Annotated in this window: 18 protein-coding genes and 1 pseudogene; 12 read left to right on the forward strand and 7 right to left on the reverse strand. The window is 62.7% G+C overall.

Annotated features, from left to right (window positions below):
* Positions 1–101: 101 nt before the first annotated feature.
* Both thiI and typA read left to right on the forward strand, forming a co-directional pair.
* The gene (gene thiI, locus REH34_RS17620; RefSeq protein WP_226504150.1) at positions 102–1,556 is read left to right on the forward strand and encodes a tRNA uracil 4-sulfurtransferase ThiI; all 1,455 of its coding nucleotides are present in this window, start codon (positions 102–104) and stop codon (positions 1,554–1,556) included.
* Positions 1,557–1,691: 135 nt separating this feature from the next.
* Complete coding sequence (gene typA / locus REH34_RS17625; protein WP_226504151.1) at positions 1,692–3,512, forward strand: translational GTPase TypA; 1,821 nt, start codon at positions 1,692–1,694, stop codon at positions 3,510–3,512.
* Positions 3,513–3,680: 168 nt separating this feature from the next.
* Here typA and REH34_RS17630 read toward each other — a convergent pair whose 3' ends face one another.
* The 3 genes from REH34_RS17630 to REH34_RS17640 all read right to left on the reverse strand — a co-directional run bounded on the left by REH34_RS17630 (position 3,681) and on the right by REH34_RS17640 (position 7,155).
* Positions 3,681–5,012 (reverse strand): MFS transporter, encoded by a 1,332-nt coding sequence (locus REH34_RS17630; protein ID WP_311968617.1) that lies wholly within the window; start codon positions 5,010–5,012, stop codon positions 3,681–3,683.
* Between the two features lie 118 nt (positions 5,013–5,130).
* On the reverse strand, positions 5,131–6,471 hold the full coding sequence (locus REH34_RS17635) for an amidase (protein WP_311968618.1): 1,341 nt from the start codon (positions 6,469–6,471) through the stop codon (positions 5,131–5,133).
* Positions 6,472–6,477: 6 nt separating this feature from the next.
* Positions 6,478–7,155 (reverse strand): DUF2848 domain-containing protein, encoded by a 678-nt coding sequence (locus REH34_RS17640; RefSeq protein ID WP_311968619.1) that lies wholly within the window; start codon positions 7,153–7,155, stop codon positions 6,478–6,480.
* 310 nt (positions 7,156–7,465) lie between these two features.
* Here REH34_RS17640 and REH34_RS17645 point away from each other — a divergent pair, with 310 nt between their 5' ends.
* On the forward strand, positions 7,466–8,152 hold the full coding sequence (locus tag REH34_RS17645; protein WP_311968620.1) for a GntR family transcriptional regulator: 687 nt from the start codon (positions 7,466–7,468) through the stop codon (positions 8,150–8,152).
* 209 nt (positions 8,153–8,361) lie between these two features.
* Here REH34_RS17645 and REH34_RS17650 read toward each other — a convergent pair whose 3' ends face one another.
* Positions 8,362–8,772 (reverse strand): YkgJ family cysteine cluster protein, encoded by a 411-nt coding sequence (locus REH34_RS17650; protein ID WP_226504156.1) that lies wholly within the window; start codon positions 8,770–8,772, stop codon positions 8,362–8,364.
* Positions 8,773–8,971: 199 nt separating this feature from the next.
* Between REH34_RS17650 and REH34_RS17655 the strand changes: the two genes are divergently transcribed.
* From REH34_RS17655 to REH34_RS17670, 4 genes are all read left to right on the forward strand, one after another.
* Positions 8,972–11,422: a glycogen/starch/alpha-glucan phosphorylase gene (locus tag REH34_RS17655; RefSeq protein ID WP_311968621.1), complete on the forward strand. Its 2,451-nt coding sequence runs from the start codon at positions 8,972–8,974 to the stop codon at positions 11,420–11,422.
* 172 nt (positions 11,423–11,594) lie between these two features.
* Positions 11,595–14,816 (forward strand): DUF2339 domain-containing protein, encoded by a 3,222-nt coding sequence (locus REH34_RS17660; protein WP_311968622.1) that lies wholly within the window; start codon positions 11,595–11,597, stop codon positions 14,814–14,816.
* 8 nt (positions 14,817–14,824) lie between these two features.
* The gene (locus REH34_RS17665; protein WP_311968623.1) at positions 14,825–16,198 is read left to right on the forward strand and encodes a DUF3999 domain-containing protein; all 1,374 of its coding nucleotides are present in this window, start codon (positions 14,825–14,827) and stop codon (positions 16,196–16,198) included.
* 142 nt (positions 16,199–16,340) lie between these two features.
* Positions 16,341–17,354: a class 1 fructose-bisphosphatase gene (locus REH34_RS17670; protein ID WP_226504160.1), complete on the forward strand. Its 1,014-nt coding sequence runs from the start codon at positions 16,341–16,343 to the stop codon at positions 17,352–17,354.
* 52 nt (positions 17,355–17,406) lie between these two features.
* On the opposite strand, the gene REH34_RS30230 is transcribed toward REH34_RS17670, so the two are convergent.
* Both REH34_RS30230 and REH34_RS30235 read right to left on the reverse strand, forming a co-directional pair.
* The gene (locus REH34_RS30230; protein WP_409373332.1) at positions 17,407–18,171 is read right to left on the reverse strand and encodes a methyl-accepting chemotaxis protein; all 765 of its coding nucleotides are present in this window, start codon (positions 18,169–18,171) and stop codon (positions 17,407–17,409) included.
* Positions 18,172–18,261: 90 nt separating this feature from the next.
* Positions 18,262–19,299: pseudogene (locus REH34_RS30235) on the reverse strand (cache domain-containing protein); the annotation flags it as partial.
* A 342-nt stretch (positions 19,300–19,641) separates the two neighbouring features.
* Between REH34_RS30235 and REH34_RS17680 the strand changes: the two are divergent.
* Together REH34_RS17680 and REH34_RS17685 are read left to right on the forward strand one after the other, a co-directional pair.
* Positions 19,642–19,896: an outer membrane protein assembly factor BamE gene (locus REH34_RS17680; RefSeq protein WP_226504162.1), complete on the forward strand. Its 255-nt coding sequence runs from the start codon at positions 19,642–19,644 to the stop codon at positions 19,894–19,896.
* Positions 19,893–20,477 carry a lipocalin family protein gene (locus REH34_RS17685; RefSeq protein ID WP_409373149.1) on the forward strand — a complete coding sequence of 195 codons (585 nt, stop codon included), beginning with the start codon at positions 19,893–19,895 and terminating at the stop codon, positions 20,475–20,477. The genes REH34_RS17680 and REH34_RS17685 overlap by 4 nt, the downstream gene beginning before the upstream one ends.
* A 46-nt stretch (positions 20,478–20,523) precedes the next feature.
* On the opposite strand, the gene REH34_RS17690 is transcribed toward REH34_RS17685, so the two are convergent.
* Positions 20,524–21,888 carry a formimidoylglutamate deiminase gene (locus tag REH34_RS17690; RefSeq protein WP_311968625.1) on the reverse strand — a complete coding sequence of 455 codons (1,365 nt, stop codon included), beginning with the start codon at positions 21,886–21,888 and terminating at the stop codon, positions 20,524–20,526.
* Positions 21,889–22,027: 139 nt separating this feature from the next.
* Between REH34_RS17690 and hutC the strand changes: the two genes are divergently transcribed.
* From hutC to hutU, 3 genes are all read left to right on the forward strand, one after another.
* Positions 22,028–22,738 carry a histidine utilization repressor gene (gene hutC, locus REH34_RS17695; protein ID WP_226504456.1) on the forward strand — a complete coding sequence of 237 codons (711 nt, stop codon included), beginning with the start codon at positions 22,028–22,030 and terminating at the stop codon, positions 22,736–22,738.
* Positions 22,735–23,322 carry a HutD family protein gene (locus REH34_RS17700; RefSeq protein WP_226504163.1) on the forward strand — a complete coding sequence of 196 codons (588 nt, stop codon included), beginning with the start codon at positions 22,735–22,737 and terminating at the stop codon, positions 23,320–23,322. The genes hutC and REH34_RS17700 overlap by 4 nt, the downstream gene beginning before the upstream one ends.
* A gap of 327 nt (positions 23,323–23,649) precedes the next feature.
* Positions 23,650–25,332, forward strand: a complete 1,683-nt coding sequence (gene hutU, locus REH34_RS17705) for a urocanate hydratase (protein ID WP_311968626.1) — start codon at positions 23,650–23,652, stop codon at positions 25,330–25,332.
* Positions 25,333–25,343 lie beyond the last annotated feature (11 nt).

A 25,343-nucleotide genomic window follows, 5' to 3' on the forward strand; every position in this document is an offset into this window, starting at 1 on the left:
GTGCGATGAAATCCGTTTGTACGATATCTGGTTAAACCTTGAGCAATTTCCGCTATAATCCGCCCCCCTGTTTTCAGACCGACCCTTCGCGCCCAGTTTTCATGAAACTAATCGTAAAAGTCTTCCCAGAGATCACCATCAAAAGCCCGCCTGTGCGCAAGCGATTCATTCGCCAGCTGGCGCGCAACATCCGGCTGGTTGTCCGCGATCTGGACCCACAGCTGGTGGTCAACGGTGTCTGGGACAATCTCGAAGTCGAGACCCGTGTGGAAGACCCGAAGGTGTTGCGTGAAATTACCGAGCGCCTGAGCTGCACACCGGGCATCGCGCACTTTTTGCATGTCAACGAGTACCCGCTGGGCGATTTCGACGACATCGTCGCCAAGTGCAAGACCCATTTCGGCGACCAGCTGCCTGGCAAGATCTTTTCGATCCGCTGCAAGCGTGCCGGCAAGCATAGTTTCACCTCGATGGATGTCGAGCGTCATGTCGGCAGCCAGCTGCGCCGTGAATGCGGGGCCGCCGGTATCGATCTGAAAAAGCCCGACGTGGTGGTACGCCTCGAAATTCGCGACAAGCGTCTGTTCGTCATCCACGGTCAGCACAATAGCGTCGGCGGTTTTCCGCTGGGCGCGCTGGAGCAGACCATGGTGCTGATGTCCGGCGGCTTCGATTCCACCGTGGCCGCCTATCAGATGATGCGCCGCGGCATGATGACCCACTTCTGTTTCTTCAATCTGGGCGGCAGGGCCCACGAATTGGGGGTCATGGAGGTCGCGCACTTCCTCTGGAAGAAGTACGGCAGCTCCCATAGGGTGCTCTTTATCAGCGTTCCTTTCGAGGAAGTCGTCGGCGAAATTCTCGGAAAAGTCGACAACAGTCACATGGGCGTCATTCTCAAGCGTATGATGTTGCGCGCAGCCACGCATTTCGCCGAGCAATTGCAGATCAATGCGCTGGTGACCGGAGAGGCGATTTCCCAGGTGTCGAGCCAGACCCTGCCCAACCTCTCTGCCATCGATCGGGCGACCGAGATGCTGGTGTTGCGGCCGCTGCTGGCCAGTCACAAGCAGGACATCATCGACCAGGCGGTCGAGATTGGTACTGCAGATTTCGCCCGGCACATGCCGGAATATTGTGGGGTGATTTCGGTCAACCCCACCACCAACGCCAAGCTGCCGCGTGTGGTTCATGAAGAACAGAAGTTCGACATGGCCATCCTGGAGCGGGCGTTGGAGCGCGCCCGACTGGTGTCGATCGATAATGTGATCGACGAGTTGGGCCAGGACATCGATGTCGAAGAGGTCGCCAACATCACGGCGGGCCAGGTCGTCATCGATATCCGCCACCCCGATGCCCAGGAAGACCAGCCGCTCGAGCTGGACGGCATTGAGGTTCAGGCGCTGCCTTTTTATGCCCTGAACAACCGTTTCAAGGAACTGGATATCACTCGCCAGTACCTGCTGTATTGCGACAAAGGCGTCATGAGTCGCCTGCATGCTCACCATTTGCTCAGTGAGGGGCATGCCAATGTGCGCGTTTATCGACCGAGCTAAGTGCCCGGGGCTGTTTGCCTGTGGCCTGCGTCACCGGCCCCCCGACGCCGCCTTACGGCTGTAACGGCCGTCAGGACTCTACTGTAATCGCTGCCATGACCTGTCAGCACACTGAACACTAAACGAGACACACAAGTGATCGAGAATCTACGTAACATCGCCATCATCGCCCACGTTGACCATGGTAAAACCACCCTGGTCGACAAACTCCTGCGTCAGTCCGGCACTCTGGAGCGCAACGAGCTCAACGACGAGCGCGTGATGGACTCCAACGACCAGGAAAAAGAGCGCGGTATTACCATTCTGGCGAAAAACACCGCCATCAACTGGAACGGCTACCACATCAACATCGTGGACACCCCGGGCCACGCCGACTTCGGTGGTGAAGTAGAGCGCGTGATGTCGATGGTCGACTCCGTGCTGCTGCTGGTCGACGCTCAAGACGGCCCTATGCCGCAAACCCGTTTCGTGACCAAGAAGGCTTTCGAAGCCGGCCTGCGTCCGATCGTGTGCATCAACAAGGTCGACCGTCCAGGCGCGCGTCCTGATTGGGTTCTGGACCAGATCTTCGATCTGTTCGACAACCTCGGTGCCACCGAAGAACAGCTGGACTTCAAAGTCGTCTACGCCTCGGCCCTGAACGGCATTGCCGGTCTGGACCACACCGACATGGCTGAAGACATGACCCCGCTGTACCAGTCGATCGTCGACAACGTACCAGCGCCGAAAGTCGACCGCGATGGTCCGTTCCAGATGCAAATCTCGGCACTGGACTACAACAGCTTCCTGGGCATCATCGGCGTTGGCCGTATCGCTCGTGGCCGCGTCAAGCCGAACACGCCAGTCGTGGCCATCGGTGCCGACGGCAAAAAGCGCAACGGTCGTATCCTCAAGCTGATGGGTCACCACGGTCTGCACCGTATCGACGTCGAAGAAGCTTCGGCCGGCGACATCGTCTGCATCAGCGGCATGGACTCGCTGTTCATCTCCGACACCCTGTGCGATCCGCTGAACGTTGAAGCGATGAAGCCGTTGACCGTCGACGAGCCAACCGTTTCCATGACCTTCCAGGTAAACGACTCGCCTTTCTGCGGTAAAGAAGGCAAGTTCGTCACCAGCCGTAACATCAAGGACCGTCTGGACAAAGAGCTGCTCTACAACGTTGCTCTGCGCGTTGAAGAAGGCGACTCGGCCGACAAGTTCAAGGTCTCGGGCCGTGGTGAGCTGCACCTCTCGGTACTGATCGAAACCATGCGTCGCGAAGGCTTCGAAATGGGTGTCGGTCGTCCGGAAGTGATCATCCGCGTCGTCGACGGCAACAAGCACGAACCGTTCGAAAACGTCACCATCGACACCCCTGAAGATTCCCAGGGCAAGGTCATGGAAGAGATGGGCCTGCGTAAGGGCGACCTGACCAACATGGTGCCGGATGGCAAAGGCCGTGTTCGTCTGGAATACAACATCCCTGCTCGTGGTCTGATCGGTTTCCGTAACCAGTTCCTGACCCTGACCAACGGTGCTGGCATCCTGACCTCGATCTTTGATCGCTACGACGTCATGAAGTCGGGCCACATGTCCGGCCGTCAGAACGGCGTACTGGTTTCGGTAGAGACCGGCAAGGCTCTGACCTACTCCCTGGAAACCCTGCAGGCGCGCGGCAAGCTGTTCGTCGAGCACGGTCAGGAGATCTACAACGGTCAGATCGTTGGCTTGAACAGCCGCGACACCGATATGGGCGTCAACCCTACCAAGGGCAAGAAGCTCGACAACATGCGTGCTTCGGGTAAAGACGAAACCATCGCTCTGGTTCCACCGGTGAAGTTCACCCTGGAACAAGCTCTGGAATTCATCCAGGACGACGAGCTGTGCGAAGTCACGCCTAAGTCGATCCGTCTGCGTAAGAAGATCCTGGACGAAGGCGAGCGTACCCGCGCTGCCAAGAAAGCCAAGAACTGATAAGCAGTCTGGTTGAATGAAAACGCCCCCCGGCAGCGATGCCGGGGGGCGTTTTTTTTGGCCGGGTTTTGGGGTGGTCCTACGCGCCTCTTCGCGTGCAAGCCTTGCGCCCAAAGGGGTACGTCGTGCTTTTGTGGGAGCAAGGGTGCGCATTCGGCGGTTGAGCTTTTAGCGATGGATCGTCTTGCCGCCATCCTTGAGCAAACAGAACACCAGCAGCGCCGCGATGATTTCCAGTGCCGCCACAAAGTACAAGCCAGCCGCCAGGCTGCCGGTCAGGGTGCGCAACCAGCCAATCATGTACGGCGCCACGAAGCCTGCCAGGTTGCCGATGCAGTTGATCAGCGCAATCCCGCCTGCGGCTGCAGTCCCTGCCAGGAAGGCACTGGGGATCGACCAGAATACCGGGAAGGCCGCCAGGATGCCGGCCGCCGCGACGGTCAGGGCCATTAGCGCCAGGGTGGCATTGCCGAGCAGCAGGCCCGTGGCGATCAATCCCAGCCCCGCCAGCAGCGCGGCACTGGCACAGTGCAGCCGGCGTTCGGCGGTCTTGTCCGAGTGCTGGCCGTTCCAGATCATCGCCAAGGTGCCGACGATGAACGGGATGGCCGAGAGCAGGCCGATGTTGAGGGTGTCGCTGATGCCCAGCGACTTGATCACCGACGGCGTCCAGAACGCGATGGTGGCGTTGCCGGCGACGATGCAGAAGTACACCGCCGTGCACAGCCAGATGCGTGGATTGCGCACCAGCGCCGACAGCTGCGTGTGTTTGCCCGGCGCCGACTCTTCGCGGGCGATTGTGCTGCTGACCAGCTCGCGTTCGCTGGCGCTCAGCCACTTCGCATTGATCGGTTTTTCCGGCAAGTAACGCAAAATGGCCAAGCCCGCCAACACCGAAGGAATACCCTCCAGAATGAACAGCCATTGCCAGTTGGCCAGGCTGCCGACGCCGACCATACGGCTCATGATCAAGCCTGCGATCGGCCCACCGACCACACCGGCAATCGCGAACGAAGTCATGAACAGGCCGTTGATCTTTGCCCGTTGCGCTGCCGGGAACCAGTAGGTCAGGTACAGCACGATGCCTGGAAAGAACCCCGCCTCGAACATGCCCAGCAAAAAGCGCAGCAGATAAAACGACCAGGCGCTCTCGACATAGGCCATGGCCATGGACGTCAGGCCCCAGAGGATGGTGATGCGGGCGAGGGTCTTGCGCGCACCGATCTTTTCCAGCAGCAGGTTGCTAGGTACTTCGAAGATGAAATAGCCGATGAAGAAGATCCCGGCGCCCACGCCATACACCGCTTCACTGAAGCCCAGGTCGCCGAGCATCGCCAGCTTGGCGAAGCCGACGTTGACCCGGTCGATCCAGGCGAGAATGAACAGGAACACCAGAAACGGCAGCAGGCGCCAGGCGATCTTGCGGTAGGTCGCGAGGGTATCGAGCCCGGCCTCACGTGAGCGTGCCGCCGTGGCGGGCAGCGCTGTGTTGTGGTTCATGAGCAACTCCATCGTTTTTCAGCGTTACATTGATGGCAGATGTACCCCGTCCGGGGCCGAGTAAAACAGTCAGGCTGGCGGCGAGCTATGGCCCGTCTGTGTGCCAGCCTGTCTTTGATCAGCGACCGCTCAGCAACGCCTCGATGCTGCGCGCCACTTGCAGTACGCGTGCATCCTGGCCGTTCAAACCGCCGATGCTCAGGCCTACGCTCAATTCGCCGGGTGCCTGACACGGCAGGCTCAGCGCACAGCCATCGAGAAAATTCAGCACGCTGGTGTTGCGCAGTACCAATCCATTGGTCGCGAAGAACTGGCTATCGTCCTGCACAAGTGGCGCCAGATGCGGCGCCACTGTGGCGACGCTGGGCATCAGCCAGGCATCGGCATCACCGAGCCGCGCTTTTGCCACTGCAATCAGGCGCCGACGATGGGCCAGCAAGTCCAGATACTCGGCCGCGCTGAGTAGCGCACCGCGGCGAATGCGCTGGGCGACTCGGGGGTCATACCGGTTACCGGTTTCGCCCTCGAGCCAGGTCTTGTGCAGATGCCAGGCCTCGGCCGCGGTCAGGCCCCCTGCGGCATTGATGTCGGGAAGCTCGTGCAGCTCTGGAAAGTCGAACCAGCGCAGGGTCGCACCGGCAGCGCTGAGCCGATCGAGCGCGCGTTCGAAAGCGTTCCCGACCAGAGTGTCGATGCCGTCCATGACGAAGTCCCGGGTCACGGCCAGGCGCACACCGGCCAGCGGCGCCGCGCGGGTATCGAGGCGTTGGCCGGACAGCAGTTGATCGAGCAGCGCGCAGTCATCGACGTTGCGGGTCAGGGCGCCGATCGAATCAAGGCTGCCGGCCAGCGGCAGAGCACCGGCCAACGGCACCCGCGAGGCGCTCGGCTTGAAACCGACCAGGCCGCAGAACGCCGCCGGAATACGCAGCGAACCACCGGTGTCGGTGCCCAGGCCCGCCACGGCCATGTCCAGTGCGACACTCACCGCCGCGCCCGAGCTCGAGCCTCCGGCGATACGATCCGGGGCCGCAGGGCTGACCGGCGTTCCGTAGTGGGGGTTGAGGCCAAGCCCCGAGAAGGCGAACTCGCTCATGTTGGTGCGGCCCAGCAGCACTGCCCCGGCAGCCCGCAAGCGCGCGACCACGGGGGCATCCTGGCGCGCGGGAGCGCTATGGACCAGTACCCGGGAGCCCGCAGCGGTGATCTGACCGCTGACGTCGAACAGGTCCTTGATCGACACTGGCAGCCCGGCCAGCGGCGAGGGCACATAGCCGGCAGCGCGGGCCAGGTCACTCGAACGGGCGGCCTTCAATGCCGCTTCGGCGTCGACGCTGATATAGGCACAGCCACCCTGATGGCGATGGTGTTCGATGCGCTCCAGCGCCTCGCTGACCAGATGTTCACTGGTGGTCTTGCCGGTGGCCAGATCGTCGGCCAATGCACTGATCGAGTTCATCCGGGGCTACTCCGCGACGCTCAAGGGCTCAACGTGATAATCGTGACGCAGGCTGCGTTGCAGCACCGGGTCGGCGAGTTCCATCTCGAAAGCTTCGCCATAGCCCAGCTCGCCGATCACCGGTTGGGTGCCGCAGAACATCGCCGTACCCGGGGGCAGCGCGCCGGTAGCGTTGAGCTTGCCCAGCAACGTATTGGGCGCCAGCAGGCTGGTCACCGGGCCTTCCTGATACAGCTCGCGCACGCCATTTCGCACCCGCCAGGTGCGCATGACCAGTTGATCCCAATGCGCTTCGACTTCGTCATAGCGCCACGCCTGCGAGGCGATCGGCTTGTCGCACATCTGCTTGGACACGGTGACGTCATAGGCTTCGACCTTGCGGTCGGTGTGATCGGAGCCCAGCCCCACCAACAACCCGGCCGGGCTGTTGATCAACACGAACTCGGTCTCGCCGGAGGAGTCCTTGCCGGGCACCTGAATGCTCCTGGCCGGATTCAACAACGTGGCGGCCACCCGATAAAAGCACGGGATCTGTGTAGGGCGACGGACGCCAATCGCTTCCAGTTCAGCGATGTGGTGCTCGACCGCGGCACTGTCGCGCCCGGCCCAGCCAGCGATGATCAATTGTTCGATCTCGACCGGCATTTCGCCGTGACCGGCTACCTGGAAAGTCATCGTGGTCATGTTCCGCTCCTGATTCGTGACATGTGGCTGAAAGGGGAAAGCAACTATCTGAAGTTACTCTGATATATCACTGTTTCTTCACAAGCATTTTGGATGCCATAATCGGATGCCTTGGATAAACCGGTTTATTTTCAATACGTTGAAAAGAATCTGTGCGTCCTGGTGGGGCGATCTAGCCGTTACTTCATTACCCAATGCGCCGAAAGGGTGCAAATAATGCCCGCACCCAGGGCGCGAAATGCCGGGCACGAAAAACTCCGGCGTTTGTAGTACCGTGATATATCAGGGCCATCGAAGAGGGTGATTGCGGGTGACTACATTTGAAACCGACGGCGCCGGCGGCTACGCAGAGGCACCGCTCAAAAGCGCAGCGAGTCTGCGCGAACTGGCCTACAGGCAAATCAAACAGCGGATCATTTCCTGCGAATTGCGACCGGGCGAAGCGATCAACGAAACACAGCTGATCAACTTGCTTGGATTGGGCCGCACGCCGATTCACCAGGCGCTGCATCGACTCGAAGTCGACGGCATGGTGACGATTCTGCCGCGCAAAGGCGTGATGGTGACGCCCGTGTCACTCAATGACGTGCTGGACATGATTGAGGTGCGCGTCTGCAACGAACAACTGTGCGTCAAGCTGGCCCTTGAGCGCGCGCAGGAGAGCGACTTCAAGGCCATGCGCGCTATTCTCGATCGCACTCCAGCGCTACTGGCAAAGCGTGACGTACCCGGTCTTATGGAGCTTGACCTGCAGTTCCACTTGGCGATCTCGGCGGCCGCGCGCAACCGCGTGCTGGCTGAGCTGCTGCGCAACCTGCACGAAAAGCAGGCACGCTTCTGGTTCCTGACCCTGTCCGAGGCCCATCACAGCGAGCGCATCTATCACGAGCACACGCAGATCCTCAACGCCATGGAGGCGCGCGACAGCGCCGCTGCCATCACCGCGATTCACGACCATATCGACGACTTTCGTCGGGCCATCATGCGCACCCTTTAAGCGCCACTGGCATAGCGATTGCGCGGTGGAAGCGACTGTGTGTGGCGTTGGCCGCGACTGGTGTTGCGCTGTTCGCGGCGCGGGAAACCGGCAAGTCGCCGTTGCAGTAATGCGTTATCGGAGGGGGCCCCTTCGCGGGCAAGCCTTGCTCCCACAAAAGCGCGGCGCACAGCTGTGGGAGCAAGGCTTGCCCGCGAAGCTTTTGACCTTTAGCGGCGCACAACCGCCGGCTTGGGAACATAAGCGCAATACCCCGGCCGCGGGCCGATCTTCGGGTGATTGCGGCAAGTATCCGGGCGCTGCTCGTAAACCGTGCAAAAACGCGTCTTCTTGTCCAGGAACAAGCAGTCGTTGTTGCTCATGCGCTGCAAGGTGAAAATCCCCGACTTCTGATTGAAGCGCTCCACCACCCCATCTTTTTGCAAGCGCTTGGCGATGTTCTTCGGCGGGTCGCCGAGCTCGAACTCGTCCACCAGGCCCAGGCGCACCAGGTCCTTGACCTTGACTTCCACCGGCAGGGTGCAGCAGCTTGAAATACAGCCTCCGCACATATGGCTGGAGTATTTCTGCCAGGTATCCAGGCGGTCCAGCTCGGCGGCGGCGATCAGGTTCGATTTCATCAGGGGTTCTTCAGGTCGGTAACTAAGGCTATCGGGCGCGCGATGATACGCCCGCTGGTGAAAAAGTGAACAACCGCGCCACGAATTATTTCACCTTTAATCTGAAAAAAGAGCCGAACCGGCACCCCCGTGTTCTGTCGAACCGTCTAGTCTCAGGAATCGTCACGTTTAAAACTTTCCATTTGCCGAGGACGTACCAATGTCTCAGGAACCGCTCGCACGAGAGGTCGAGGTAGCCGAGTTTAGGGCTGCTGTACTCGCTAAACTCACATACGCGGTGGGCAAGGATCCCGATCACGCGTTCGACCACGACTGGTTCGAAGCCATTGCACTGGCCGCTCGGGACCACATGGTCGACCATTGGATGGACCACACCCGGCAGATCTACCGCAACAACCAGAAGCGGGTCTATTACCTCTCCCTCGAATTCCTCATCGGCCGCCTGCTGTTCGACAGCCTCAGCAACCTGGGCATCCTCGACATCGCGCGTGAAGCGCTGACCGAACTCGGCGTCGACCTGGAGCGCATCCGCCGCCTGGAGCCGGATGCGGCCCTGGGCAACGGCGGCCTCGGGCGCCTGGCGGCCTGCTTCATGGAAAGCATGTCGACCCTGGGCGTCGCCGCGCACGGTTACGGTATTCGTTACGAGCACGGTTTGTTCCGCCAGGCCATCGTTGACGGCTGGCAGCAAGAGCAGACCGAAAACTGGCTGGATTTCGGCAACCCTTGGGAGTTCGAACGTCCTGAGGTGATCTACCCGATCAGCTTTGGCGGCCACGTCGAGACCGTGCCGGATGCGGCCGGTCAATCCAAGCAAGTCTGGTGGCCTGGCGAAACCGTGCGCGCCGTTGCCTACGACACCCCGGTGGTCGGTTGGAAGGGCGCCAGCGTCAACACTCTGCGCCTATGGCGGGCGCGGGCGATGGAGGAGTTGCACCTGGAGCGGTTCAACGCCGGTGACCACCTGGGCGCCGTTGCCGAAGTGGCCCGGGCCGAGAGCATCTCCCGCGTACTTTATCCTGCGGACAGCACCGAAGCCGGCCAGGAGCTGCGCCTGCGTCAGGAGTACTTCTTCGTCTCGGCGTCGCTGCAGGACTTGATGCGCCGCCACCTGAACATGCATGACACGCTGCTCAATCTGGCGGATTCCGCGGCCATCCAGCTCAACGATACCCATCCCTCGATCGCGGTGGCCGAGCTGATGCGCCTGCTGGTCGATCAGCACAACGTGCCGTGGGATGCGGCCTGGCGGATCACCGTCGCCACCCTGGCCTACACCAACCACACGCTGCTGCCCGAAGCGCTGGAAACCTGGCCGGTGGGCCTGATGGAGCGCCTGCTGCCGCGCCATATGCAGATCATCTACCTGATCAACGCCTACCACATCGACGACTTGCGGGCCAAAGGCATCGTCGACTTCGACGTGCTGCGCGAGGTCTCGCTGATCCAGGAAGACAACGGCCGTCGCGTGCGCATGGGCAACCTGGCGTTCCTCGGCTCGCACAGCATCAATGGCGTGTCCGGGCTGCACACCGAGCTGATGAAAAGCACGGTGTTCTCCGAACTCCACAAGCTGTACCCCGACCGTATCAACAACAAGACCAACGGCATCACCTTCCGCCGCTGGCTGTACCAGTCCAACCCGCAACTGACGGCCATGCTGATAGAAGCACTGGGCCCGCAGATTCTGGACACCGCCGAGACCGGCCTGACCGCCCTGGAACCCTTCGCCGAGAAGCCCGAGTTTCGCAAGGCCTTCGCCGAGCAGCGCCTGGTCAGCAAGAAAAAACTCGCGCGCATCATCCATGAGCGCCTGGGCATCGCCGTCAATCCCGAGGCGTTGTTCGACGTTCAGGTCAAGCGTATCCATGAGTACAAGCGCCAGTTGCTGAACCTGCTGCACACCGTGGCGCTGTACCAGGCCATCCGTGCCGAGCCGGGCACCAACTGGGTGCCGCGGGTCAAGATCTTCTCCGGCAAGGCGGCGGCCAGCTATCACCAGGCCAAGCTGATCATCAAACTCACCAACGACATCGCCCGGACGGTCAACAACGACCCGACCGTGCGCGGCTTGCTCAAGGTGGTGTTCCTGCCCAACTACAACGTGACCCTGGCCGAGAGCATCATTCCTGCAGCTGACTTGTCCGAGCAGATATCTACCGCCGGTTACGAGGCGTCGGGTACCAGCAACATGAAGTTCGGCCTCAACGGCGCGCTGACGATCGGCACCATGGACGGCGCCAACGTGGAGATGTGCGAGTACGTGGGTGCCGAGCACATGTTCATCTTCGGCCTGACTTCGCAGCAGGTCGAAGAGCACAAGCAGCATGGCGACTTCAGTGCGCATTCGGTGGTGAGCGGCTCGCGTCGGTTGGACGATGTGTTGCAAGCGATCCGCGGCGGCGTGTTCTCGCCGGATGATCCGCAGCGCTATGTGGGGTTGGTGGACTCGCTGGTCAATTACGACCGCTTCCTGCTGTGCGCCGATTTCGACTCGTACTGGGATGCGCAGAAGAAGGTCGAAGACCTGTGGCACAACCCGACCCAGTGGTGGCGTTCGGCGGTACTCAACACCGCGCGCATGGGCTGGTTCTCGTCGGACCGCACGATCCGCGAATACGCGACCGAGATCTGGAAAGCGTTGAAGTGAACTGAGTGAAGAGAAGTCTGCCAAGGCCCCGCAATTGCGGGGCCTTGTCTGTATACTGCCCGGCGATTTGTGCGCGGGCTGCAGATGTTGATGGTGACTCTGACGGCGAAGAGGTCGGTGCAGGCGGCGCATCTCGGAAATTCAGATCAAGCAGGCCATTCAGGGATAGCGTATGCAGTTGATCTTGATGTTCATCGGGCTGCTGGTCGGCTTGGGGGTTGAAGCCTCCTTCACTTCGGCGCTGCTGGGGGCATTGACCGGGCTGGCGGCGGGGCAGGCCATACGCTTGGTCAAACTGGGCTATGAAACGCGCACGCAGCGGGCCTTGCTGGCGTCGATGCGCACCGCCCTTGAGGATGTCACGACTCGGCTGCAGCGGCTCGAGGCCCATCCGCAAGCGGCGAGCGAGGCCGTGCAGCAAGCGGTCGTGGCCCCGGTGGTAGCGACTGTAACGCCGCCACCGACGCAGGCGCCGCCATCCTGGTCGCCTACCGACGCCGAGCTGCCGGACGAGCTCAGTGACAGCGGCTGGTATGCGTCCAGCGCTCCGGCCGAGCCGGCGAAATCCGCCAAGCCTCGCGCTCCCCAGGCTCCAGGCCTGTTCGCCAAGGCCATCGTCAGCGCGCGCCAATGGCTACTGGGCGGCAACACCGTGCTGCGCGTCGGCGTGGTGCTGCTGTTCATCGGCCTGGCCTTCCTGTTGCGCTATGCCAGCGAAACTTATTCGATCCCCGTCGAAGCGCGCTACATCGCCGTGGCCCTGGTCGCGCTGCTGTTGCTGATCCTTGGCTGGCGACTCTTCCCGACGCGACCCCAATACGGCTTGATCCTGCAAGGTGCCGGCGTGGCGGTGCTGTACCTGACGATCTTCGCTGCGATGACCCTTGATCATCTGCTCGCGCCGTTGCTGGGCATGGCACTGATGGTCGGCATTGTCGTGCTGTCCGGCGTCCTGGCGGTGCTGCAGAACGCCATGTCGCTGGCCTGTGTCGCAGCCCTGGGAGGGTTTGCCGCGCCGATCCTGGCGTCGTCCGGCGGCGGCAGCCATGTCGGCCTGTTCACCTATTTCGCGATCCTCGACTGCGGCATTCTCGGTATCGCCTGGTTCAAGGCCTGGCGGCCGTTGAACCTGATCGGTTTCACCGGCACCTTCGCCATCGGTTTTGCGTGGGGCATGCGCAGTTATCAACCGGCGCTGTTCTGGAGCACCGAGGCCTTCCTGCTGTTGTTCTTCTGCATGTACCTGGCCGTTGGCCTTTTGTTCGCTCGCCAGCGCCTGCTCGAGGGCACCCGGCAGGGCAGTCGTTTCGATGGTTACTACGTCGATGGCAGCCTGTTGTTCGGGCCGCCCTTGGCCGCATTCGGCTTGCAATGCGTATTGGTCAAGGACTTCGACCTGGCGATCGCATTCAGCGCCTTGGCCCTGGGCGCCTTGTACCTCGGCCTGGCTTGGGTCCTGCGTCGTCGTGACGGCGTGACGCTGCGGCTGTTGATCGACACCTGCCTGGCGATCGGCGTGATCTTCGCCAGCCTGGCCATTCCCTTGGCGGTGGATAACACCTGGACCTCTGCGGCTTGGGCGGTGGAAGGCGGCGGGCTGTTGTGGTTGGGCTTGCGTCAGCAGCGTTTGTCGATGCGCTGCTTCGCGATGTTGCTGCAATTGGGCGCGACCATCGCCTATTTGCTGACCCTGGATTTCGGCGGGCGAAGCCTGTTCGACGGTTCGGTGCTGGGCGCGCTTCTGCTGGGTTGTGCACTGCTGTTCAATTTCTATCGCTTGCACCGCGCGGCCGACGGGCAGGTGCGCAACGGGGAGCGTTACGCTCTGCCCCTGTGGGCCTGTATGGGGCTGGGCTTTATCTATCTGATCTCGCCGTTGAGCTTCGACTATCAGGGCACTGTGGTCGGATGGGCGTTCAGCGGCCTGCTGACGGTATTGGCAGCCCTGCATCTGGCGCAGCGCCAAATCCCGCTGCCCTCCACAAGCCAGTGGGAGCTTGCTCTGCCCGCGAATGCCAGCCCACGCACCCTCGTTTACGCCACAGGTAGCGTATTGCTGTGCGGATGCCTGATCCAGATGTTTGCCGGCGGCCTGTTGCTGTTGTTCGGCCAAGGCCTGTGGGGGGATGTGATCAGTGATGGCTCGGCACCGTTCGCCCGAGGGGATTTCTGGGCGGCGTCGAGCCTGGCACTGGCCGCGATGCTGGCGGCCTGGGCGGTCCATCGCCAGGCACTGGCTGGCAACGTCGACTGGCGTCGAGTGCGCCACGGTCTGCTGGCCTGGGGGGCGCTGTGGTGGTGGCTGGGGTTCAGCAGCGAGATCCTGCGCACTGCGCCGGTCTGGTGGCAGAGCGCGCTGACGCTGGTGGTCCTCGCGCTGAGCGTGGCCTTGGGCGCGGTGCTGGCGCCGCGCTTGCGTTGGCCGGCGTTGGCGCATGTGTGTCTGGTGTTGATGCCGGTGGCGGCCCTTTACCTGGCAGTCGACGGGGTGTCGTCATCGGGGGCAAGCCCCCTCGTTACCGGGATGTTGGGGCTGGTGGTCTGGGTGTTGGTATTCGGGGCGCATTTTTTCAGCTTGCGGCGTTTGCAGCCTTTATTGCGCGGCTGGGCCGAGCAGGGCGCCCATGTGCTCGGTTGCTGGGTGCTGATCGTGGTAGTGGCGTTGCAAATGCGCGGGGCGCTGCTGGTGCTTGCCGATCAACACAATGCCTGGCGCTGGTTGGGCTGGGCGTTGGCGCCGAGCCTGTATCTGCTGGCGATGGCGGCGCAGCGCCCATGGCCATGGCCGGTTTCGGCGTTGCCGCGCACCTATCGCTGGCTGGCGGCCTGGCCCGTGGCCGCGGTGCTGCTGGTGTGGTTCTGGCTGGCCAACCTGTTCAGCGATGGCGCGGCGCGACCGTTGCCGTATGTGCCGATCATCAATCCGCTGGAGTTGGCACTGCTGTTTGCGTTGCTGGCGCTGCTGCGCTGGAGCCGCGCGGGGCAAGCGCAGCAACGCTTGGCACCGCGCTGGCAGTGGTTGCTGGGTGCCTCGGCATTTGCCTTCGCCACTGCGGCTGTCATGCGCGCCGTGCACCATTGGGCCGGGGTGCCCTACGATGCCTCTGCGCTGCTGGAGTCGATGCGCGCGCAGGCTGCGCTGTCGATTCTGTGGACGGTGATCGCGCTCGCGCTGATGGTCCATGGCTCGCGACGGCAGCGGCGCAGTATCTGGCTAGTCGGTGCCGCATTGATCGCCGTGGTGGTGGCCAAATTGTTCCTGGTCGAGCTGGGCAACCAGGGCGGCCTGGCGCGGATCATTTCGTTTATCGGCGTAGGCGCTCTGCTGTTGGTGATCGGTTATTTTGCGCCGCCAGTCACGCGTGAGAGTGCACACAAGGGGCAGCAAAATTGAGTGCAGGCATGGGCGTGAAGTGGTGGAGGCTGATGGGCGGCCTGATGGCAGCCTGGATGAGCCTGCAAGCCGTTGCGGATGTGGGCCAGGACAGCCCCAAGGCGGCTGATTTCAGCGTGCAGGTGCCGCTCGGCCTCAGTGGCGAGGGGCCTTGGTACCGGCTTGAATTACCCTTGGCGCTGCAGCTCAGTGCGCGGCGGTCCGACACCGAAGACCTGCGTGTTTTCGATGCGGGCGGCGAGCCGCAGGCCTTTGCGCTGTTCCGCCAGCAGCCGACGGCGCAATCGCGCTCCCAGGAAAACACCGTGCAGTGGTTTCCTCTCTACGACAGCCGCGAGGCGCTCGGCAGCGCCCCTAGCGTCAAGGTGCAGCTGGGCCAGGCTGGCGCTGTGGTCGATGTGCTCTCGGCCAAGCCGGCAGATGCGGGCAAGCAGGTACTACGCGGTTGGCTGATCGACACCAGCGCCATCGCCCAGCCCCTCACGCGTCTGGCCCTGAACTGGGCGGACGAGCAGGATGGCTTTCAGCGTTTCAGTATCGAGGCCAGTGACGATCTGCAGCATTGGCAGCCCTGGGGTGAGGGTCAGGTAGCGCGGTTGTCGTTCGCCAACGAGCGCGTCGAGCAGCACGAGGTGACCTTGCCGGGGCGCCAGGCGCGTTATTTGCGGCTGCTGTGGCAGAGCCCGGTCACTGCGCCGACGCTTAGCGTGGTGCAGGTGCTCAGCAGCGAGGTCCGCGCACTGGCGCCCGCCCTCAATTGGAGCGCGCCGCTGGCAGGTAGCGCCACGGGCCAGACGGGCGAGTATGTGTGGCGGCTGCCGGCGCAACTGGCGGTGGAACGGCTGAAGCTGGATCTGGTGCAACCCAACACGCTGGCGCCGGTGGTGGTGTCGGGGCGCGGTGGGCCGACAGAGCCTTGGCGGCGGTTGCGCTCGGGGTTGTTCTATCGCCTCAGCCAGGGCGCGCAGGAGAGCGTCGAGGACGAAATGCCGATGGCGGGTGAGCCGTTGCGCGAGGTGCAGATCAAGGTCGACGAGCGCGGAGGCGGCCTGGGCACTGAGACGCCGACGCTGAGGGTGGCCGTGCGCGCCACCGAAGTGGTATTCCTGGCACGGGGCAAGGCGCCCTTTACCCTGGCGATCGGCAATGCTCTGGCGCAACCGGCCAGTCTGCCGTTGAACATCCTGCTGGCGGCCAACCCCAAGCCCCTGAGCGAGTTGGGCGTGGCGCGGCTGGCAGGTACGCCGATGATCGCCGGCGGCAACGATGTGGCGCCAGCGCCTGCAACCGACTGGAAACGGATCGCGCTGATCGCCGTGCTGCTGCTGGGCGTCGCGATGCTGGCAGCCATGGCCCGCAGCTTGCTTGCAAAGCCGTCGTAGGACGTACTACAACTGCTGTGACCGGTGAACCTTGCACCCCGTAACCGGTCTCATTGCCGTATCCCTTCTCGACGGCTCGCGTGCGTTTGGCGCACCAGTGTAAACTGCGCGAGTTTTTCACCCCTACCCACCGGAGCCTTCCATGTCCCGCGTTACTTTAAGTCGCTATTTGATTGAGCAGACCCGCAGCAACAATACCCCTGCCGATCTGCGCTTCCTGATCGAAGTGGTGGCGCGTGCTTGCAAGGAAATCAGCCACGCCGTGTCCAAGGGCGCGCTGGGTGGTGTGCTGGGCAGCATGGGCACTGAAAACGTCCAGGGCGAAGTGCAGAAGAAGCTGGACGTGCTGTCCAACGACATCCTGCTCGAAGCCAACGAATGGGGCGGTCACCTGGCCGGTATGGCGTCCGAAGAAATGGACAACGCCTACCAGATCCCGGGCAAATACCCGAAGGGCGCGTACCTGCTGGTGTTCGACCCGCTGGACGGCTCGTCGAACATCGACATCAACGCTCCGGTCGGCACCATTTTCTCGGTGCTGCGTTGCCCCAACGAATACCTGAGCCAGAACGAAGCCCTCAACGAAAAGGCCTTCCTGCAGCCGGGTACCGAGCAGGTCGCCGCCGGTTACGCGATCTACGGCCCGCAGACCATGCTGGTGCTGACGCTGGGCAATGGCGTCAAGGGCTTCACTCTGGACCGCGAGATGGGCAGCTTCGTGCTCACTCACGAAGACATCACCATTCCCGAGTCCACTCAGGAGTTCGCCATCAACTCGTCGAACCAGCGCCATTGGGAAGCGCCGGTGCAGCGTTATGTCGACGAATTGCTGGCAGGCGAAGAAGGGCCGCTGAAAAAGAACTACAACATGCGCTGGGTGGCCGCGATGGTCGCCGACGTGCACCGCATCCTGACCCGCGGTGGCTTGTTCATGTACCCGCGCGACAGCCGCGAGCCGTCCAAACCGGGCAAGCTGCGCTTGATGTACGAAGCCAACCCGATGTCGTTCCTGGTCGAGCAGGCCGGCGGCGCGTCCACTGACGGCCACCGGCGCATTCTCGATATCCAGCCTGAAGGTCTGCACCAGCGCGTGGCGGTGTACCTGGGCTCTAAGGAAGAAGTCGAGCGTGTGACCAGTTACCACAAAGCAGGTTAAGCGATACCCCTGTAGCGAGGGGGGCTCGCCCACTCGCTACAGGGAGGTTGCTTCAGATCCTGAAGCTGCCCACCAGATGCTTCAAGCGCGTGACCTGGCTTTCCAGGTCATTGCACGCCCGCAGCGTCGACTGCAGGTTTTCCACACCTTCCTGGTTCAGGGTATTGATCTCGGTAATGTCGACGTTGATCGCCTCCACCACCGCGGTCTGCTCCTCGGTCGCCGTGGCCACCGACTGATTCATCCCGTCGATTTCCCCAATGCGTTGCGTCACGCTGCCCAACCGTTCGCCGGCCTGGTTGGCGATGGTCATGCTCTGTTCGCTCTGCACCTGGCTCTCGTTCATGGTGCCCACCGCTTCGCGCGCGCCCACTTGCAACTCTTCGATGATCTTTTGCACCTGCTGCGCCGAATCCTGAGTGCGGTGCGCCAGATTGCGTACCTCGTCGGCCACCACGGCAAAGCCGCGCCCGGCTTCACCGGCTCGGGCGGCCTCGATGGCTGCGTTGAGGGCCAGCAGGTTGGTTTGCTGGGAGATCCCGCTGATCACTTCGAGAATCTGGCCGATGTTCACGGTGCTGGCGTTCAGTGTCTCGATGTTGGCGCACGAAGCGCTGATGCGGTTGGACAGCTGGCCCATCACCGCGATGGTCTTGTCGACCACCTGTTGCCCTTCGGTGGCCAGGGTGCGCGCATCACTGGAGTGCTGGGAGGCCAGCGCGGCATTTTGCGCGATTTCCTGAGCGGCGGCGCCGAGTTCGTTGATTGCCGCAGCCACGCTGTTGGTGCGGTTGGCCTGCTGGTCGGAGTTGCTCATCGAGGCGTTGGACGCGCTCACTACCCGTAGCGCGACTTCGCCGACCTGCACGGTGGCCGACGACACCTCGCGGATCGATTCATGGATACGCTCGACAAAGCGGTTGAACGAGGTCCCCAAGGTGCCGAACTCGTCCTGGGCGTGGATGGTCAGGCGCTTGGTCAGGTCGCCCTGGCCCTCGGCGATGTCATGCATGGCGCGGCCCATCACGTGCAGGGGTTCCATCAACACGCGGATCAGCAGCCCCAGCAGGGCGATGATGATCACCATGGCGATCACAGTCGCCACCAACGCTGAAGTGCGAAAATCGCTGAGCATCGAGTAGGCGGCGTCGCGGTCCAGTACCAGCGCCACGTACCAGTTGGCCGAGGGGATGCCCTTGACCGGCGTGAAGGAGATGAACTGCGTCTTGCCGTCGGCCTGCACTTCCTTGAGCCCGGTGCTGATCACGGGGGCGCCGTTGGGGTAGGCGTCGGCCAAGGACTTGAGCACCAGCTTGGCGTCCGGATGGACGAGGATCTTGCCGGCACTGCTGACGATGAACGCGTGGCCGTGACCATTGAAGTTCAGCGAGTTGATGATGTCGCTGATGCTGGTCAGGTCGATGTCCGCGCCGGCGACGCCGAGGAAGGCGCCATTGTGCTGGACCGGCGAGGCGATGGTGACTACCAGCTTGCCCGACGAGGCAGCGATGTAGGGTTCGGTCACCACGGTCTGTTGGGCAGCGCTGGCGGCCTTGTACCAGCCACGGGCGCGCGGGTCGTAGTCGGCCGGACGATTGCCCGCCGGCACCGAGAACATCACGCCATCCTGGCCGCCGAAGTAGCTGAGCTGGAAGTTGCTGGCATAGGCGGGCAGGCCGACGATGCGCTTGAGGCTGTCGCTACTGTTGCCATCGACCGCGACCTGCTGGCCCATGGACTGCAGCAACTGAATGCGGCTTTCGAGCCAGGTCTGGATGTTGCTGGTGGTCAAGGTGCCGAGCTCTTGCATCGACGACTCGGTGTTGGCGTGCAGGGTCTGGCGTTGCCGGTAGTCGTTGAACAGGATGAAACCGGCAAATGCCAAGGCAACGATCAACGCCGCGGCGATGAGGATTTTGTGGCTGAATTTCAGGGTTCTGGTCATGGGTGCAATCGCAAGGGTTTTGTTCGGAAGTGTCTCTCGGACGGACACCGTGCACGGGATGTCGGCGGCGTTGGGCAAAAGATTAATCGGACTGGGCAGTCAGTCGCCCAACGGTGTGGCCGCTGGCCTCTTCGCGGGCAAGCCTTGCTCCCACAGGTGTACGACTCAAGAACTGCCAACCCTGTGGGAGCAAGGCTTGCCCGAAGAGGCCGGCCCGGCTCGCGATGATTCAGAGGCCCGTCCCACAAAGAAACCCGCACCACGCCGGAACCCGGTCATACTTTGCTCTTCTAACCAGCAGTCTGATCGCTCGGCGATCGTCCCTGTCCAGGAGCACTACCCATGTCCTTGCGTTCCCTCGCGCTGTTGTCGTTGTGCGTGTTGTTGACGGCCTGCAACAAGATCAATCAGGAGAATTACTCGAAGATTCACGCCGGCATGAGCAAGGCCGAGGTCGAACAGTTGCTCGGCACTGCCACCGATTGCTCGGGTGCACTGGGCATGTCCAGCTGCACCTGGGGCAACAAGGACGCCTTTATCAGTGTTCAGTATGCCGGTGACAAAGTAGTGATCTATTCGGGGCAGGGCTTGAAATGAAACGTTTGACGCTGATGTGCTCTGCGGCCTTGGCTGCGCTGACCGTCTTGCTCATGGCCGGTTGCGCGCACACCGCTACTACCGACCTGCAGCCTCATACCGTGGGCAATCTCGACCTCAAGCGCTATCAGGGCACCTGGTACGAGATCGCGCGCCTGCCGATGTTCTTTCAGCGTAACTGCGCGCAGTCCGAAGCGCATTACAGCCTCAAGGCCGATGGCAACGTTGGCGTCGTGAACCGTTGTCGGACGGCTTCGGGCGAATGGGAGGAGGCGACCGGCACCGCGTCGCCGCAAGTGCCGGGCAAGACCGACAAGCTGTGGGTCGTGTTCGATAACTGGTTCTCGAAGCTGCTGCCGGGCGTCGCCAAGGGCGATTACTGGGTGCTGTACGTGGGCGACGGCTACAAGACCGCAGTGGTCGGCAACCCGGATCGCAAGTATCTGTGGCTGCTGTCGCGTACGCCGACGGTGTCCGAGCACGTGCGCGAAGAGCTGCTGGCCAAGGCGCAGCAGCAGGGGTATGACACCACTCGGCTGATCTGGCGTACGGCGGACAAGGATATTGCCAGCAAGCCTTGAATCGTCCTTGTGGCGAGGGGGCAAGCCCCTCGCTACAGTGGGATGTTCACCCCAACAACTCGCGCAGCACCTTGACGAACGCCCGGCTGCTCTCGGCCTCGTCGGCATGCCGACCGTCCTGCACCACCCAGCGGCCGTTGACCATCACATCCCGTACCTGGCGATCACCGCCGGCGAACAGCCAGCGGTTGAGCACGCCATCCCCGCTGGCGGTGGCCAGGTAAGGATCGTCGCCATCCAGCACCAGCCAGTCGGCCCGATGCCCCGGTGCCAGGGCACCGACAGGCTGCCCCATCGCCTGAGCGCCACCCTTGAGCGCCGCGTCGTACAGTGTGCGGCCGACCATCGGTTGCTGTGCGCCATACAGGCGATTACGTCGCTGATCGCGCAAGCGCTGCCCGTACTCCAGCCAGCGCAACTCCTCGACCACGCTCAACGACACGTGGCTGTCCGAGCCGATACCCATGCGCCCGCCTTGGGCCAGGTAGTCCACGGCCGGGAAGATGCCGTCGCCCAGGTTGGCCTCGGTGGTCAGGCATAGCCCCGCAACGGCGCCGCTGCGCGCCATCTGGCTGACTTCGCCGGCATCGGCGTGGGTGGCATGCACCAGGCACCAGCGTGGATCGACGGCGACGTTCTCGTACAGCCACTGCAGCGGTCGGCGCCCACTCCAGGCCAGGCAGTCGTCGACTTCCTTCTGTTGCTCGGCGATGTGGATGTGCACCGGGCACTGTTTGTCGCTGGCTGCCAGCACCTGTTCGATCTGCTGCGGCGTTACCGCGCGCAAGGAGTGAAAGCACAGCCCGAGGGTTTGTGCCGGCTGCTGCGCCAGCAAGGGCGCCAAGCGTTGCTGCAGGCTCAGGTACTGCTCGGTATTGTTGATGAAGCGCCGTTGGCCGTCGTTGGGTGTCTGGCCGCCGAAGCCGGAGTGGCTGTACAGCACCGGCAGCAAGGTCAGGCCGATCCCGGCGGCGCTGGCGGCCTGGCTGATGCGCCCGGCCAGCTCGGTGGGGTCGGCATAGGGGCGGCCATCGGTGTCGTGATGCACATAGTGAAACTCGGCGACGCTGGTATAGCCCGCCTTGAGCATCTCGATGTACAGCTGCCGCGCGATCACGCCCAGTTGCTCGGGGCTGATCTGCCCGACCAGGCGATACATCAAATCGCGCCAGGTCCAGAAGCTGTCGTTGGGGTTGCCCGCCACTTCCGCCAGCCCGGCCATGGCGCGCTGAAAGGCATGGGAGTGCAGGTTGGGCATGCCCGCCAGCAGCGGCCCGCGCAAGCGCTGTGCGCCCTCTGCGCTGGCATCGGCCTGCACCGTGCTCAACACGCCTTGGGTGTCGACTTGCAAGCGGACATTGCTCGCCCAGCCGTCAGGCAAAAGGGCACGTTCGGCGAAGTAAACCGGCATGGTCAGGCGCTCATCGGGGTATTTGTCTATACATATACAGACCTTTGCCTGCTCGGTAAACTCCGGCAAGCTACGCACATTCACTGAGCAGGGATTTCTTGTGCCGACTCCACCCGCCGTTCCCAACCTGGCCTCGCAGATGGGCGACAGTCCCGCACCGTTGTACGCGCGGGTCAAACACATGATCACCCAGCAGATCCAGAATGGCACCTGGCCGCCGCATCACCGCGTGCCGTCGGAGAGCGAACTGGTCACCCAGTTGGGCTTCAGCCGCATGACCATCAACCGCGCTCTGCGCGAGATGACCGCCGACGGCCTGCTGGTGCGCATGCAGGGTGTAGGCACCTTCGTTGCCGAGCCGAAGAGCCAGTCAGCGCTGTTCGAAGTGCACAACATCGCCGACGAGATCGCAGCCCGCGGCCATCGTCACAGTTGCAAAGTGGTGTTGCTCAACGAAGAGGCCGCCGGTGCCGAGCGTGCCTTGGCGCTGGATTTGCGTGAAGGGCAGCGGGTCTTTCACTCGATCATCGTGCATTACGAGAACGACATCGCTGTGCAGATCGAAGACCGCTACGTCAACGCCCTGGTGGCGCCGAACTATCTGCAGCAAGATTTCCTCGTGCAGACCCCTTACGCCTATCTCAATGCGGTGGCGCCCCTGACCGAGGGCGAGCACGTGGTCGAGGCGATTCTCGCCGAGCCGCAGGAATGCGAGCTGCTGCAGATTCCGGCCAGTGAGCCGTGCCTGATGATCCGCCGGCGTACCTGGTCGGGGCGCCAGGCCGTCACGGCCGCACGCTTGATCCACCCCGGCTCGCGTCATCGCCTGGAGGGGCGTTTCAGCAAATGAGCGACTTGAAGATCCTGCGCGCCACTCACTATCCGCGCATGCCATGGAAGAACGGCGGCGGCAGCACCGAAGAAATCGCCCGCGACGATGCCGCCGCGGGTGCCGCGCTCGACGGTTTCGGCTGGCGGGTGTCGATCGCCGATATCAGCGCTTCGGGGGATTTTTCGCGCTTTGCCGGCTACCAGCGGATCATCACCGTGCTGCAGGGCGATGGCATGGTCTTGCGCGTCGATGGCAAGGACAGTCGCCCGTTGCTGCCTTTCGATGCGTTTGCGTTCAGTGGCGACAGCGAGGTGTCCAGCGAGCTGCTGGGCGGGACGATCCGCGATTTCAATCTGATCTATTCGCCGCAGCGCTTCAGGGCGCGGTTGCAGTGGTTCGACGGCATCCTGCCGGCGACACTGTTCACTTCGGCGGATACGGCGCTGGTGTTCAGCGCATGCGACGACCTGCAAGTGCGAATCGCCGGGCATGGGGCGCAGATGTTGGGGATCTATGACAGTGTGCAACTGAGTATTCAGGGCCAACTGGTGAAGGTAGGACTGGCGGGGCGTTGCTGTGTGATCGAGTTGACTGCGGTTTGAGTTCTGCCTGCTGAATTTGCATGGGCAATGATGGCGTCTTCGCGGGCAAGCCCTGCTCCCACAGGTCTGCGGCGATCCATTGTGGGAGCAACGCTTGCCCGCGAAGACCCCGGTACAATCAACCCAGTTTCCAATGCCCCAACATGTTACCCAACGCCTCATCCTGGGGCGTATTCATCCTCCGGTAACGCTCACCCGTAATCCCGTCTACGCTCTCCAAGCCCCGGTTCTGCTGCGCCGCGCGCAGAAAATCCAAACTTGGCAATTCAATTGCATATGCTTGTACATACAAGTAAATATGTGTCCCTCGAATTGCAGGAGCCCACCATGTCCGACGCCCAACGCCCCACCCGTTTTCGCGATGTCGAAATCCGTGCTGCACGCGGTACCACGCTGACCGCCAAGAGCTGGCTGACCGAAGCGCCGCTACGCATGCTGATGAACAATCTCGACCCGCAAGTGGCTGAAAACCCCAAGGAGCTGGTGGTGTACGGCGGCATCGGGCGGGCGGCGCGCAACTGGGAGTGCTACGACAAGATCGTCGAGAGCCTCACCCATCTGAATGACGACGAGACCCTGCTGGTGCAATCCGGCAAGCCGGTCGGCGTGTTCAAGACCCACACCAACGCACCGCGGGTACTGATCGCCAACTCCAACCTGGTGCCGCACTGGGCCAACTGGGAACACTTCAACGAACTGGATGCCAAGGGCCTGGCCATGTACGGCCAGATGACCGCCGGCAGTTGGATCTACATCGGCAGCCAGGGCATCGTCCAAGGCACCTACGAAACCTTCGTCGAAGCTGGTCGCCAGCATTACGGCGGCGACCTCACCGGCAAGTGGGTGCTGACCGCCGGCCTGGGCGGCATGGGCGGCGCGCAACCGCTGGCCGCTGCCATGGCCGGGGCCAGCTCGCTGAATATCGAATGCCAGCAGAGCCGCATCGACTTCCGCCTGGCCAGCCGTTATGTCGACGAGCAAGCCAGTGACCTGGACGATGCTCTGGCGCGTATCGCCAAGTACACCGCTGAAGGCAAGGCCGTTTCCATCGCGCTGCTCGGCAATGCCGCCGAGATCCTCCCGGAGCTGGTCAAGCGCGGCGTGCGCCCGGACATGGTCACCGACCAGACCAGCGCCCACGATCCGCTCAATGGCTACCTGCCCAAGGGCTGGACCTGGGACGAATACCGCGCCCGCGCACTGACCGAGCCCGCGGCCGTGGTCAAGGCCGCCAAGCAGTCCATGGCCGAGCATGTCGAGGCCATGCTGGCCTTCCAGAAAGCCGGCGTGCCGACCTTCGATTACGGCAACAACATTCGCCAGATGGCGCAGGACGAGGGCGTCACGAATGCCTTCGACTTCCCCGGCTTCGTGCCGGCCTACATCCGCCCGCTGTTCTGCCGCGGCGTCGGCCCGTTCCGTTGGGCGGCGCTGTCGGGCGATGCCGAAGACATCTACAAGACCGACGCCAAGGTCAAGGAGCTGATCGCCGACGACGCGCACCTGCACCATTGGCTGGACATGGCCCGCGAGCGCATCAGCTTTCAGGGCTTGCCGGCGCGCATCTGCTGGGTTGGCCTGGGCCAGCGCGCCAAGCTCGGCCTGGCGTTCAACGAGATGGTGCGCAGCGGCGAGCTGTCGGCGCCGGTGGTGATCGGCCGTGACCACCTGGATTCCGGCTCGGTGTCGAGCCCGAATCGGGAAACCGAATCGATGCAGGATGGCTCCGATGCCGTGTCCGACTGGCCGCTGCTCAACGCCTTGCTCAATACCGCCAGTGGCGCGACCTGGGTGTCGTTGCACCACGGCGGCGGTGTCGGCATGGGCTTCTCTCAGCACTCGGGGATGGTGATCGTCTGCGACGGTACCGACGAGGCCGCCGAGCGCATTGCCCGCGTGCTGCACAACGATCCGGCCACCGGGGTGATGCGCCATGCCGATGCCGGTTACCAGATCGCCATCGACTGTGCCAAGGAGCAGGGGCTGAATCTGCCGATGATCACCGGTTGAGATTTGTGCCA

The sequence above is a fragment of the Pseudomonas baltica genome (genome assembly GCF_031880315.1).
GTDB lineage: Bacteria > Pseudomonadota > Gammaproteobacteria > Pseudomonadales > Pseudomonadaceae > Aquipseudomonas.